Source organism: Rhizobium sp. P1_E1 (assembly GCF_056406015.1).
Genome location: NZ_JBFUAY010000063.1, coordinates 1 through 13,625, shown reverse-complemented (window position 1 = coordinate 13,625; position 13,625 = coordinate 1). Strand labels below are relative to the sequence as shown.

The 13,625-nt window shown below is 61.8% G+C and carries 11 protein-coding genes, 1 tRNA gene and 1 pseudogene; 9 read left to right on the top strand and 4 right to left on the bottom strand.

The window, feature by feature from the left end; translation table 11 throughout:
* Window positions 1–30: 30 nt before the first annotated feature.
* A complete protein-coding gene (locus AC1D1Z_RS20500; RefSeq protein ID WP_047617209.1) occupies window positions 31–936 on the bottom strand; it encodes a LysR family transcriptional regulator in 906 nt (301 codons plus the stop codon).
* Between the two features lie 105 nt (window positions 937–1,041).
* Here AC1D1Z_RS20500 and AC1D1Z_RS20495 point away from each other — a divergent pair, with 105 nt between their 5' ends.
* The 5 genes and pseudogenes from AC1D1Z_RS20495 to AC1D1Z_RS20475 all read left to right on the top strand — a co-directional run.
* Window positions 1,042–1,632, top strand: coding sequence for an isochorismatase family protein (locus AC1D1Z_RS20495; RefSeq protein ID WP_047617211.1), 591 nt, complete (start codon window positions 1,042–1,044; stop codon window positions 1,630–1,632).
* A 34-nt stretch (window positions 1,633–1,666) separates the two neighbouring features.
* Entirely contained in the window at window positions 1,667–2,431 is a 765-nt protein-coding gene (locus tag AC1D1Z_RS20490; protein WP_447011043.1) for a pirin family protein, read from the top strand.
* Window positions 2,432–2,605: 174 nt separating this feature from the next.
* A complete protein-coding gene (locus tag AC1D1Z_RS20485; protein WP_447011042.1) occupies window positions 2,606–3,697 on the top strand; it encodes an HlyD family secretion protein in 1,092 nt (363 codons plus the stop codon).
* 70 nt (window positions 3,698–3,767) lie between these two features.
* The gene (locus AC1D1Z_RS20480) at window positions 3,768–5,270 is read left to right on the top strand and encodes an MFS transporter (RefSeq protein ID WP_477851623.1); all 1,503 of its coding nucleotides are present in this window, start codon (window positions 3,768–3,770) and stop codon (window positions 5,268–5,270) included.
* 60 nt (window positions 5,271–5,330) lie between these two features.
* Window positions 5,331–5,875 (top strand): annotated as a pseudogene (locus AC1D1Z_RS20475) (DUF2726 domain-containing protein); the annotation flags it as partial.
* A gap of 1,036 nt (window positions 5,876–6,911) precedes the next feature.
* Here AC1D1Z_RS20475 and AC1D1Z_RS20470 read toward each other — a convergent pair.
* From AC1D1Z_RS20470 to AC1D1Z_RS20460, 3 genes are all read right to left on the bottom strand, one after another.
* Window positions 6,912–6,988: transfer RNA gene (locus tag AC1D1Z_RS20470), tRNA-Arg, on the bottom strand.
* Between the two features lie 122 nt (window positions 6,989–7,110).
* On the bottom strand, window positions 7,111–8,631 hold the full coding sequence (locus tag AC1D1Z_RS20465; protein ID WP_018447742.1) for an ATP-binding protein: 1,521 nt from the start codon (window positions 8,629–8,631) through the stop codon (window positions 7,111–7,113).
* A 157-nt stretch (window positions 8,632–8,788) separates the two neighbouring features.
* On the bottom strand, window positions 8,789–10,786 hold the full coding sequence (locus tag AC1D1Z_RS20460; RefSeq protein ID WP_477851622.1) for a methyl-accepting chemotaxis protein: 1,998 nt from the start codon (window positions 10,784–10,786) through the stop codon (window positions 8,789–8,791).
* 120 nt (window positions 10,787–10,906) lie between these two features.
* Here AC1D1Z_RS20460 and AC1D1Z_RS20455 point away from each other — a divergent pair, with 120 nt between their 5' ends.
* The 4 genes from AC1D1Z_RS20455 (at window position 10,907) to yidC (ending at window position 13,555) form a co-directional block, all read left to right on the top strand.
* Entirely contained in the window at window positions 10,907–11,050 is a 144-nt protein-coding gene (locus tag AC1D1Z_RS20455; protein ID WP_447011040.1) for a hypothetical protein, read from the top strand.
* Window positions 11,051–11,204: 154 nt separating this feature from the next.
* Complete coding sequence (gene rpmH / locus AC1D1Z_RS20450; RefSeq protein ID WP_003545006.1) at window positions 11,205–11,339, top strand: 50S ribosomal protein L34; 135 nt, start codon at window positions 11,205–11,207, stop codon at window positions 11,337–11,339.
* Window positions 11,340–11,360: 21 nt separating this feature from the next.
* On the top strand, window positions 11,361–11,762 hold the full coding sequence (gene rnpA, locus AC1D1Z_RS20445) for a ribonuclease P protein component (RefSeq protein WP_018068735.1): 402 nt from the start codon (window positions 11,361–11,363) through the stop codon (window positions 11,760–11,762).
* Window positions 11,762–13,555: a membrane protein insertase YidC gene (gene yidC / locus AC1D1Z_RS20440; RefSeq protein WP_477851621.1), complete on the top strand. Its 1,794-nt coding sequence runs from the start codon at window positions 11,762–11,764 to the stop codon at window positions 13,553–13,555. Before rnpA ends, yidC begins: the two co-directional genes overlap by 1 nt.
* Window positions 13,556–13,625: the final 70 nt, after the last annotated feature.

The window sequence follows — 13,625 nt, the reverse complement described above, 5'->3', positions numbered from 1 at the left end:
CGACAGCGGAAGGTCGGCAATCGGCAAGCGCTATTTCAGGGATTGTCCGTCCCGGAGGGCCTCAACGAATTCCGCTACGATCGCCTTGATCAGTCGCCCGGTGATCCGATCCTTCTGCCAAAGAGCGGTCATCTCCACGGGCGACGGCTCCCAATCAGGCAGGACGCGAACAAGCGCGCCCGACTTCAGTGCGCTCTCGATCATGAAGTTGGGCAGGTTAACGACACCAAGGCCGGCGATCGCCGCTTCGACGAGGATTGTCTGCCGGTTCGCCGCGAAGCCGATCCTGGGAGTGACGGTCACTGTGAGGCCGTCGCGCCGGCGCAAGTCCCATTCCACCAGATCGCGGCGGATCGCCAGTGCAGGGACATCCTTCAGCTGGTCCGGCTCCTTGATTTCGGAATGCGCTGCCAGATATCCGGGGCTGGCTACCAGCGTTCGCGGCACGGTCGCGATCTTTTTGAACGCAAGTCCGGAGTCGGCAACCGATCCCATTCGGACAACGAGGTCGTAGCCTTCCTCGATCAAGGACACCCTGCGGTCGGCAAGGGTCATCTCGATGACAACGTCGGGAAACCGGGTCTTGAAACGGATCAGGGCCGGCGCGAGAACTTCCGTCGCCATGTCGGGCGGCAGGGAAAGCCGAACCGTCCCCGACAGCGCGACCTTCTCATCCTGGACCCCCGCGACCGCCTCCTCGGCCAGCAGGAAGGCGTCGCGGCTTCGGTCGTAGAGCTGCTGACCGTTGTCGGTCAGAACGACGCCCTTTTTGGTTCGGCGTACAAGGCGGACGTTTAACGCGTCCTCCAATGCAGAAAGGCGCCGAGAGAGCGTGGCCTTGGAAATGCCCGTCGCTCGCTCCGCCGCGCCAAAGCCGCCGGCTTGAACGATGCGAATGAACAGCGCGAGGCCGTCGAAATCTCCGAACGTTTTCATGTTTCAATTATGAAACATAACCTCGGCATTTTTCAAGTCTCCCGCAAGTATCGTTTCATTCGTACATTCATAACCGAGCGATGACGCTCTTCAGGAGATCACATCATGTCCAAGCTTTTCACCCCTGAGAATTCCGCGTTGCTGCTGATCGATCATCAGGTCGGCACGATGAAACTGATCAAGAACATCGACGTCGAGCAGGCCAAGCGCATGTCGCTGGCGCTCGCGAAGGCCGCCAAGATTCTCGGCATCCCCACCGTTCTGACGTCGAGCCAGGAAGATCGGCTTCAGGGACCGCTGCTGCCGGAACTGCAGGAAATCCTTCCGGAAGCCTTCGACAAGCGCGTGAAGCGCGAAGGCGTCGTCAATGCCTGGACCGACGCCAACTTCAAGGCAGCGGTAGAAGCGACCGGTCGCAAGAACCTGATCATGGCCGGCGTCACGACCGACGTCTGCCTCGTCTTCCCGGCGATCGACGCCGTCGGCGAGGGCTACCACGTGCAGGCAGTCATGGACGCTTCCGGTTCGCCGTACGAACTGTCCGAAGACATGTCGCGCCGCCGCATGCAGGACGCAGGCGTCATCCTGACAGCAACCAACACGATGATCGCCGAACTCGCCCAGAACTGGAGCACTCCGGAAGGGCAGAAGCTGATCCAGTTGCTGTTCACCGAGGTCCTGCCGCCGATCCAGTAATCGAAACCGAGCCGCCGAAGCCAAGGAAAAGAACATGACCATACATGCAACACCCATCCCAGGGACTGGCATCGTATCGCCCGAAACGCATCTGGTGCGGGCACACGGTCCATTTCAGCTCCGCCGCATCCGTCCCGGCATCTCGTTCGGACAAGCTGGCGACACAGGCTTCGGCGGACTTGGAGTCATCGACCACGCAAAGCTGCAGCCCGGCCTTGTCGTCGGGATGCACGAGCACCGCAACGACGAGATCATCAGCTACATGCGCGCCGGTCGCATGAAGCACACCGACTCTGCCGGACGGAGCGAGATCCTGTCTTCGGATCGTCTGATGGTCATGAATGCGGGACGGGGCTTCTCTCACGAAGAGGAAGTCGTGGGCGCCGATCAAATCGAGATGCTGCAGATTTTCGTCAGGCCCGAGGCGTCAGACCTCACACCCGCCGTCCAGTTCGTCGATCTTGACGAGTCCGCCCGTGACGGTCGGTGGCGCCTCCTCACAGGGCCGGTCGGTTCGACAGCGCCGACCGTCGTTCGTCAGGCCATCTACCTCCACGATACTCATCTGGCTGCGGGCGGCACCATCGAACTGCCTTCATTGGAAGGTTTCGACCGCTGGTTCTATGTCTTCCGTGGAGAGGTCACCGCGCCGTCGCAGAAGGTAGGCGCGCAGACCGCGCTGATCGTGGGCTCGGATGACCCGCATTTCAACGTGACTGCCAGCGTGGATTCGGAGCTGGTGGTCTTTCTCGTCGACCGAAACGCGAAATTTTCGCGTGAAGGCACCATCAGCGGATAGGCCGTAAATGACTGCTCCGACATTGGAGCAGTCGTTCCCATTGCTGGAATTTTATACCGCACCGGCACCGGGCAATCTTCATTGTGATCCAAACGCGAGCTTCGACCGCCAAGACGCGGCGGTGTCTCGGCGCAGATCCACTCGAAAGCAGATATGGAAGTGGAGTTAATGATCATGTCCGAAGAAGCAGCCGTCGTCCCCGGAGCAGCAAACGGCACCGGGCGGGCTTATACGAAAGTTCTCGTGCCGCTCCTGGTCGTCGCGGCCGTCCTCGTTCTTGTCGGAGTGAGTTCGCAGCGTTGGGACCGATGGACGGCTGGAGCCGACACCCAGTCGACCGACAACGCCTACGTCCGCGCCGAACTGAGCCGCCTCAGTGCGCGCGTCGCCGGCAACGTCAGCTCGATCAATGTGAGCGACTTCGACCACGTGAAGGCCGGCGACCTCCTGCTTCAGATCGATCCCTCCGACTACGAGGCCAAGCGCGATCAGGCGAAGGCGGCGCTCGACGCGGCGATCGCACAGCTCGGCAACTTGGACAATCAGAAAAATCTGCAAAGGGCGGCGATACGCCAAGCCGAAGCACAGTCCACGGTCGCAAACGCGAACGCAGCTCTGGCGAAGACGGAGGCGGACCGACAGGTCGCCCTCATGCAAAAGGGAGCGGGAACGCAGCAGAAGAACGAACAGGCGCAGGCCGCGCTGCAGTCGACCGCAGCGACGGCACTCGCGACAGCCGCAGCCGTGGTCTCGGCAAAGGCCCAGCTCCAGTATATCGAGGGGCAGACGCCCCAGCTCGCCGCCAACGTGGCGGCGGCAAGGGCCGCCTTGAAGACGGCCGACCTTGCTTTGTCGTACACCAAGATCACGGCGCCGTTCGACGGCGTCGTCAGCGAGCGGCAGGTCCATGTCGGCGACTACGTAACGGTCGGCACGAATTCCATCGCCATCGTCCCGCTGCCCGCCGTCTATCTGATCGCCAACTTCAAGGAGACCCAGCTCTCCCGCATGAAAGAAGGGCAGGGCGTCACCGTGACCGTCGATGCGCTTCCCGGCGAATCCTTCACCGGCAAGCTCACCCGACTTTCGCCGGCGTCCGGATCGCAGTTCGCGCTGCTGCCTGCTGACAACGCCACCGGCAACTTCACCAAGGTCGTCCAGCGGGTCCCGGTCCGCATCGACTTCGACGCCTCGCCGGCGCTCGAGCGCTTGCGGTCCGGGATGTCGGCCGTGGTTTCCGTATCTGTCGGCAAACAGGGCTCCTGACGTCATGGGCGGCATCCTTCGACTTCCGTTTCACGGAACGGGGAGAGCGACGCACCCTCCGATCCTTGCGGTGTGCGCCGTCCTGCTCGGTCCGTTCATGGTCGGATTCCACAGCCGCCTGTTCGGAACCGGTCTCGTCGATCTGCGCGGAGAGTTCGGTCTCGGCGTCGACGAAGGCGCATGGCTAAGCACGCTCGCGACGGCGCCCCAGATCGTGCTCGCACCCGCCGTGGCCTGGCTCGCGGCAGCCTATGGCATCCGCCGCGTCATGGTCGGTCCGGCGCTCCTGTACGCGGCAGTTTCGTTGACGATTCCGTTCGCACGGGGCTTCGAGACCCTGGCGCTCCTTCATATCGTCCACGGCATGCTGCTCGGCGTCTTCGTTCCCGCGACGCTGATGATCATCTTCAAGAACCTGCCGATGAAATGGTGGATATCGGCGATCGCGATCTACGCGTTCCGTGGTGCGTTCACGGCGAATTCGGGGACAGCCCTGGTGGACTTCTACGTGCAGCATATCGGATGGCAGTTCATGTACTGGCAGGACGTCGTCCTCGCACCGATCCTGGCACTGCTTGCCTTCGGTGGGGCTCCTTACGAGCCCGTGAACCGTGACCTCGTCCGTCRGGCGGACTGGGGTGGGATGCTGTTCCTCGGCTCCGGGATGGCGCTGATATTCGTGGCAGTGGATCAAGGCAATCGACTCGACTGGTTCGCCAACGGCTTCGTCATCGCATCCCTTGCAGGCGGATTGCTGCTCGTCGTCGCCTTCTTCGTCAACGAGCTTCTCGTCGCGCATCCGTGGGCGAGCATCGGGGCGATCGGGGTAAAGAACGTCGTGCTGCTCCTCTCGATCGCACTGCTTTACCTGATGAGCGGTCTGTCGAATACGAGCTTGATCCCGAACTATCTCGCGACCGTCGCAGGGCTTCGTCCGGAACAGATCGGCCAGACGCTGCTCTATTGGACGTGCATTCCGTTGCTCGTCATGACGCCGATTGCCGTGTGGGCGCTGCATCGCACCGACGGGCGATTCCTGCTGTTCATCGGCCTGTGCTGCTTTGCGGCGGCGGCGCTCATCGGAACCGGTCTGACGGGCGATTGGAGCGGCGACAATTTCCGGACAATGTGCGTGCTTCAAGGCGTCGGACACATACTCACGTTCCTTCCGATCATCGTCCTCACGGTCGCGAACGGCGATCCCAAGAAGGCGATCGCGGTCGCTGCCTACATCCAAGTCATCAGGCTACTCGGCACGCAGACGGCGCAGGCCCTGATGACGACCTATCTGCGCAAGAGTGAGCAGCTCCATTCCTACCTGACCGGACTCAACGTCGAACGCGGTTCGGAAGCGTCGGTATCCGCGCTGTCGGCGCTCTCCCAGAAGATGGCGAGCGCTGGGCAGGCGATCGCGCAGAGCCGCGGTCTCACGGTGCTGGGGCAGCATGTGCAGAAGCAGGCAAACGTATTGTCCTTCATCGACGCCTTCTGGCTGACGTTCTTCTGCGCCCTCGGCGGCCTCGTCATCCTGGCCTTCGTCACCAAGGCGCCGAAGGGGCCGCTCACAGCGTAATATCTGGCCGATGATAGGGCACGGGGGAAGCTTTTGCGGTATGTCGTCATGAGGATGCGAAGGGAGGCATGGCAGGCAAGGAACCGCTCACGCTGGGAGGAAAAGCGTAGGGGGCAAGTATCACCATTGGGCCTTGGCTTCCGACGCGTGATCTGGAGACGCCGAAACAGCCCGATGCTGCTGACCAGCTACGGATTGTTTTGGGCGCGAACTTCACGGTTCAGCCGCTCCTCAACAAGAGCGAAGCGCGCGTGTTTAAGGAACTTGACCGCATCGTGATTGGCTGCAACCCTGCATGGCAGGTGATGGCGCAAGTTTCGTTAGGCGAGATCCTCCGCAGCAAAGATGCGGACGCATACCGCTGCATCAACTCGAAACGGGTCGACTTACTGCTGGTGGATGGCGACTGCCAGCCTCGGCACGCAATCGAATATCAGGGCGGGGCGCATCATCAGGGCCCCGCAGCCGCACGCGATGCGGTCAAGAAAGAGGCGCTACGACGCGCTGGGATCGGCTACTACGAGGTCGTGGCGGGCCAAACTACTCCCGCGGAGCTGCGGCGATTGATTGAGAAGCTGGTGGACAAGGCGAGAACGCCGGAATAGGCCTGCCTTGGCTACACTCGCGCGTCGCTGGTTTTCAAGGAAACCGTTGCGCCGCGCGGTGTTGCTTTTTTTCCCACGCGACCGGCCCTCCCGCGCCTCGTGCCTTCGGGATGCGGGGCGCTGTCCAATTTCTAGCAGCTCATCGTACCACTGCGCACACTCTTGCTGCCACTTCCGCCAACGTAGCAGCAAGACGATTGATCTGTGACAGTGTGGACGTAAGTTCTGGACCGTACCGAGTTACGAGGTACTCGCGATTAGCCGCCACTGCCCGTAGATGCGCGGTCGTTCGCTTTCGCAGTACCAACCCGCTCGCCTTGCATAGGTCTGTACGGGCTGCCATGTTGTGCTGAAGCCCGCGGATGCGGCTTGGTTCGTGTCCGGCATTTTGCAGATATGCATTCAGATAAAGTTCGACCGCATGGATCGCCGCCATTCGGTAGGGTGCGCGCGAGACAGGATCGCCCCTACGACCGAGGCCGGCAAGCGCAACAGCGGCTTGATGATACTCATTGGCAAGTCGGAGGACATCAGATGGCGTTGCAAGCGTTCCAGGGTATGTGCTGTTCCCGGTTGTCGTCTCCATTCTTCATTGCCCGCGCTGAAGTCTATCAGCGCTAGGCGTCCCCCCAAGGGCAAGCGCTGCTACAAATACACTACAGGTTGTAGATGCTTGTAGCAAGGGTAGGACAGTAGACCGCACTATCGCTAAGTGGCTGTGAAACTTGGCGGAAGCGGTGCGATTCGAACTCAAGGAACCTTGCGGTTGGCTGGTTTTCGAGACCAGTGCCACTCGGCCACGCTTCCTTAAGCAACACTGTGATGGTCGTCCCACGGGGCGCTGGTCGTATGCCGTTGCGGTTCGCCCGACACGTCCCACGCTGAATAAGCGCAGCGTAAGATTTGGCGATGGATTAGAGTCGGAAACCGCCTTGAAGCGTTTCGTCTTGCCTGGCGTTGCTGATGGCGCGCTGCCCTAGGTGCGGCGGAGGCCTTATCGCAGCTTCGCTATCATACTGATGATACAAAGGGAAAATGGCGCACCCGAAGAGATTCGAACTCCTGACCCCCAGATTCGTAGTCTGGTGCTCTATCCAGCTGAGCTACGGGTGCGTGCAAAATGCGGCGGTGCCGCTTGCGTGGCGATCCTCTAAAACGTCCTTCGGGACAATGCAAGAGCATTTCTGAAAAAATCGCGTGTTTGTCTGCCAGCAGCCGCGCCTTGCGAAACCCTGTCACTTTTCGATGTGCGTCCGGCTGCGGTAATCCTCCAGCGAAACCGGGCGATCGGGGATCTCGATGCGGAACTGTGTGCCGACCGTCGGTTTTTCCACCAGCGCGATCGTGCCGCCATGGGCAAGCACCAGCTCGCGGGCGATGGTGAGGCCGAGGCCGGTGCCGCCGGAGCGGGCCGAGCCGCGGAAGGCGGCAAAGAGGTTCTGGCGCGCCTTCAGCGGCATGCCGGGGCCGGTATCATCCACCGTGATGCTGACGACGCTGCCGACGCGCTGGGCGGAGACGGTAATGCGCCTGACGGAGCCCGGGCCGCCCTCGCCCGGCGACGTCAGCGCCTGCAGCGCGTTGCGGCAGAGATTGTGGATGACGCGGAAGAGCTGTTCGCCATCGGCATCGACCTCAAGCTCGGCGCCGATCTGCTCTGCGAATTCGATGCCGCTGAGCGGATCGATCGCCAGCATGTCCTTGACGTCCTGGGTCAGCTCCAAAAGGCGGATATGACGGCGGCGCGGCGCGGATTCGCTCGCCTTGCCGTAGGACAGCACCTCGGTGGTATAACCGACGGCGCGGTCGATGGTGCGCAAGAGCTTCGGAGCGAAGCTCTTGACCATCGGGTCATCGACATCGACCAGCCGGTCCGACATCAGCTGCGCCGACGCCAGGATATTGCGCATGTCGTGATTGATCTTGGAAACGGCAAGGCCGAGAGCGGCAAGATTCTTCTGCTGCTTCAGCGTCTTTTGCAGCTCCATCTGCATCGAGGTGAGGTTGCGGCCGGCGACCGCCAGTTCGTCGCGGCCGCCGTCGCCGATATAGATATGGGCCGGGTTATCGGGATCGGAGGAGAATTGCTGCATGCTGCCGGTCAGCCGGCGGATCGGGCCGATGAGGATGCGGTTGATCGCAAAGAAGATCAGCGTCGCCGTGAACAGCGAGATCAGCACCGACAGCAACAGGACATTGCGGGAATAGACGAACATCGCCCTACGCAGCGGCCTGTCCTTCATCACCACCTCGACGCCGGTATTGGTGTCGCCGACGGGACCATAGACGCGGATCATCCTGCTGCCGCCGAAGACGAGTGTGTCGAGCGCATCGCGGATTGCCGTTACCGGCGGCACGTCGGTGAGATCGTAGGATTCGTCGACGGAGGTCGGCATATCGGTCGTCGCCAGCAGCCGCGAGGTGCCGTCCTTGCGCAGCACGATCGCCTTGGTGCCGGTCGCCTCCAAGGTCTCTTTCTGCAGCGCGCGTGGCAGCTCGACCGGCTGCAGCCCATCGATGACGATGGCGGCGGCAGCGGCCGTATTCAGCCTATCCTGCAGCCAGCGCACGCGCATGCTGGCGACCGAGGGAAAGAAGATCAGGATTTCGGCGAGCATGATAAAGACGACGGTGAGCCAGAGCAGCTTGCCGGAAAGGCCGCCGAACAGGCCGGCAGACGGGCACGGCGCCCTTGCAGCCTCGCCGGCCGCCGGGTTTTCCGCCGAGGGATTATCGCCCTGATCTTGGTTCGGCATTCTGGTCTCGCCCGATCGGCAGCATTTCAGCCGCCCTTACCGCTGAGCTCTATATTAGACCAAGATGCTCCGCTTTCAAATCTTTGCGAGCAGCGTCATGTCGCCACAAGAAAACGCCGCCCGAAGGCGGCGTTCGAAGGCGCGTGATCGGTAAAGCTTAAAACTCTTCCCAGCTCTGCTCGGCTGCGGCCGCATTGCCGCCGAAGGCGCGGGCGACCTTGGCGATCGCCCGGCGGGCCGGCGAGGCAACCGGTCTTTGCGGCTCGTTGCGGACAAGCGCCACAGCTGCCGGCGCATCATCCGACAGTTTGAAGCGGGCAATGAGGCGCACCAGTCCACCGGCTTCGGCCGAAAGCCTGTGCGTGGCGGCAGAGGTCTCTTCCACCATCGCAGCATTCTGCTGTGTCACCTGGTCCATCTGGTTGACGGCGGTATTGACCTCCTTGAGGCCGGTCGACTGTTCGGTCGCAGCCGTCGCGATCGAATGGATATGGTCGTTGATGGCGATAACGCGGGTGCCGATTTCGGCCAGCGCCTCGCCGGTCGCCTGGACCAGCTTGACGCCAACCTGCACCTCGTTGCCCGACTTGGTGATCAGCGCCTTGATGTCCTTGGCAGCCGTTGCCGAACGCTGGGCGAGTTCGCGCACTTCCTGCGCCACCACCGCGAAGCCCTTTCCGGCATCGCCGGCGCGTGCGGCCTCGACGCCGGCATTCAGCGCCAGCAAGTTGGTCTGGAAGGCGATCTCATCGATGACATTGATGATCTGGCTGATTTCGCGCGAGGCCTGTTCGATGCGGCCCATGGCCTCGACGGCATTGCGCACGACGACGCCGGAGCGGCCGGCATTCTCCTTGGCTTCCGACACCATGATGGTGGCTTCATGCGCCCGCTCGGTGGAATTCTGGACGACGGCGGTGATCTCGTCGAGCGCCGCCGAGGTCTCTTCGAGGGCGGCTGCCTGCTGCTCTGTGCGCTTCGACAGGTCGTCGCTGGCATTGCGCAGCTCGGCGGTGTTGCCGTTCATCGCTTCCGTCGTCTCGCGCACTTCGCGCATCGTCGCCTGCAGGGTGACGAAGGTATTGTTGACGTTCTGCTGCAGCTCGGCGAAGGCGCCCTGGAAGTTGCCGCTCATCGTCTGGGTGAGGTCGCCTTCGGCAAGGCTTGCGATGACCCGGCGGGTCTCGCCGACGCCGGCATCGACGCTCGACAGCAGCGTGTTGATGTTGCCGGCGAACTGGTTGAGGTTGTCGTCCTCGTAGTCCTTGCTGATGCGGTGGCCGAAATCGCCGGCCGCAGCCGCAGCCACGACGACGGACATGCTCGATTGCAGGTCGTCGCTCTTGGCGCGCATCGCCGCCTCCTGGGCGTTCAAGCGCTTGACGGCGAGGCCGTTCGCCTTGAAGACCGCAACCGCTGCGGCCATCTCGCCGATTTCGTCCGGACGGCCGGCAAAGGGGACCTCGGCGTCGAAATTGCCATCGGCGACTTCCTTGATCGCATGGGTGACGCGCTTGATCGGGCGGCTGAGATGGCTGGTGCCGATATAGAAGCCCATGCCGATGCCGACCGCGATGCCGATGCCGGTGATGCTGAGCACGAGCATCAGCACCTGGGAGCGGAAGCTCTCGATCTCGGCGTTGACGGTTTCCAGTGCTGCCTTGTCGGTGGCGACCACAGCATCGATTTCCGCCTGGAACGCCTTGCGGTTGGCGCGGTTGGCGTCATTGTTGCCCTGTTGGCCGGCGGCTTCGGGGCCGACTTCCGTGCCGAGGCGGGCGGTCTCCGTGCGGAAGGTGCGGAATTCCGCGGCGCGGGCGACAAGCTTGGCAAAATCGGCCTTCTGGCTCTCGGGAACGAGCGGCGCCCAGCCCGAGATGACCTTGTCGATCTCGTCGAGGTCAGCCATCAGGCCCTTGGCGAAGTTCGGCGTATCCTTGATCGTCTTGGCCGCATAGATGCCGCGCGATTCCATGACCACCGCCGTGACGAAACGGTTGAGCCGTTCGCCGGCATAGGCGCGGGCGGCGGCATGCTCGTAAGCCGTCAGGTTGCGACTGTATTCGTGCATGGCCGACAATGCCGTTGCGCCGATCAGAAGTGCGACCGCACCCATCACGCAAACCAKCAGATTAATTTTGCCCCGGATCTTCAATGCAATGCTCCTAGCTACGCCACTGCCTGGAAAGCAAATTCCCAGTCGATGGTTGAATATCGGCGAAATTTATTAAAGTTAGATTTCTAATATTTACGATTATGGCTTCGGAAAGGATCCGTGTCGAATGCGGTCGGGCGGCGTAAACGCCTGAAAACCGGGGCGATCGATCTGCCGCGGCGCAAAACTACAACCACTCAGGGCATGCCTTATTTCTTAACACCAGAGTGCGAAATTACTTTCGAGGCCGGCAGTGCAGAGTGAAATTATCCGGCATAATTGACTTTTGCGGGCTTCATCCTTATAAGCCCGCGCACGTTCGGTCACTCAAGCCTTTCATGGCCCGCCCGTTCGAAAAACAACGCTCCTTGCATTATGCAAATTCAAGAAGGGCCGCACTCCGCGGTGTTTAAAATAAATGAAGCGTACCTACCAACCATCCAAGCTTGTTCGCAAGCGTCGCCACGGTTTCCGTGCCCGCATGTCCACGAAGGGTGGCCGCAAGGTCATCGCAGCCCGCCGCGCGCAGGGCCGCAATCGTCTGTCGGCGTAAGGCCGGGTAGCCCGGTAAGAGATGGCGGGCGAATTGACGACCAGTGAGAAGAAACACACTGTCGGGCGGCTGAAGAGCCGCCCGCAGTTTCTTGCCGTACGCGAGGGCGAAAAACGCCGGGGCGGCCTCTTCCTTCTCGAAGTCCTCGACCGGAAGGAACCCGACAGCCAGGCACGCGTCGGTTTTACAGTCACCAAAAAACATGGCAACGCGGTCGAACGGAACCGCATGCGCCGCCGCCTGAAAGAGGCGGTGCGGCTTCATGCGGGGTTTGCAATGCAGCCCGGACACGACTATGTGGTTGTCGCGCGCAGGGACGTGCTTGACGCGTCCTTCCAGGAATTGGCCGCGGAACTGAAATCCCGCGTGGAAACCAGGCCGAAACACCGGCGCTCCGGAGACGGACGCCCCAGGAACGTATGATGGAAAACAACCGCAATTACTTCATTGCGATCGCTCTCTCGGTGCTGATCGTCCTCGGCTGGCAGTTTCTCTATATGAATCCGCGCATCGAGGCCCAGCGCAAGGCGCAGGAAGCCCAGAAGGCGCAGCAGCAGACCGAGCAGGTGCAGCAGCCGGCAGCAGGCGGCGAGACGCCGGCCCAGCCGAGCGGTACGGCCCCTTCCGGCCAGGCAGCCGCGACGGCGACGCTCGAGCAGGCGCTGGCAAAGACCCCGCGTGTCGTCATCGACACCCCAGCACTTTCCGGCTCGATCAACCTTGCCGGCGCCCGCCTCGACGATCTGAAGCTCAAGGGCTATCACGAGACCGTCGACGACTCGAGCCCGATCATCACGCTGTTCAGCCCGGCCGAGACCAAGGACGGCTATTTCACCGAGCTCGGCTATATCGGCAGCGACGCAACGGGCAACGTTCCCGGCGCCTCGACGCTGTGGACCGCACCTGAGGGCGCCAAGCTCACCGAAAAGACGCCGGTGACGCTCTCCTATACCAACGACAAGGGCCTGACCTTTACCCGCACGATTTCCGTCGACGAACGCTACATGTTCACCGTCGCCGACAAGATCAGCAATGCCGGCCAGGCGCCCGCCTCGCTGTCTTCCTACGGCCGGGTGACGCGCTACAACAAGCCGACGACACCCTCCGTCTACGTGCTGCATGAAGGCTTCATCGGCGTCATCGGCGAAGACGGCCTGATCGAAACCAAATATAGCGCCGCCGAAAAGGAAGCCGTGATGCCGGCGAAATCCACCGGCGGCTGGCTTGGCATTACCGACAAATACTGGGCGGCGACGATCGTTCCGCCGCAGAGTGYGGCCTATGAGGCGCGCTTCTCGCACTTTGCCGATGGCCAGCCGCGCTATCAGGCCGATTACAAGGACGATGCCTTCACCGTTGCGCCCGGCCAATCGATCGAACTGAAGAACCTCGTCTTCGCCGGCGCCAAGGAAGTGCCCGTCATCGACGGCTATGAAGCCAGCTATTCGATCCCGAAGTTCGACCGGCTGATCGACTGGGGCTGGTTCTATTTCATCACCAAGCCGATGTTCAAGCTGATGGACTTCTTCTTCCGCTACTTCGGCAATTTCGGCGTGGCGATCCTGTGCACGACCATCGTCGTCAAGGCTCTGTTCTTCCCGCTCGCCAGCAAGCAGTACGCTTCGATGGCGAACATGAAGCGTATGCAGCCGAAGATGGAGGAGCTGAAGGCGAAATTCGCCGACGACCGCATGGGGCTGCAGCAGGCGACGATGCAGCTTTACAAGGAAGAGAAGATCAATCCGATCGCCGGCTGCTGGCCGGTGGCGCTGCAGATCCCGATCTTCTTCTCGCTCTACAAGGTGATCTACATCACCATCGAAATGCGGCACGCGCCGTTCTTCGGCTGGATCAAGGACCTTTCGGCGCCCGATCCGACGACGATCGTCAATCTGTTCGGCCTGCTGCCGTTCGAGGCGCCGACCATTCTGCATCTCGGCGTCTGGCCGCTGATCATGGGCATCACGATGTTCTTGCAGATGCGCATGAACCCGACGCCGCCCGATCCGACGCAGGCGATGATCTTCACCTGGATGCCGCTGGTGTTCATGTTCATGCTGGCAAGCTTCCCGGCCGGCCTGGTCATCTACTGGGCCTGGAACAACACGCTCTCGGTGGCGCAGCAGTCGGTGATCATGAAGCGCCACGGCGTCAAGGTCGAACTCTTCGACAATCTGAAGGGTCTGTTCCGACGAAAAACGGCGCCATCGAAATGACGCTTGCCAAGCCCCGCTCCGGCGGGGCTTTTCTTTTCCGGCAGCGGAAGACGGAGGCAGGGCAATGGCC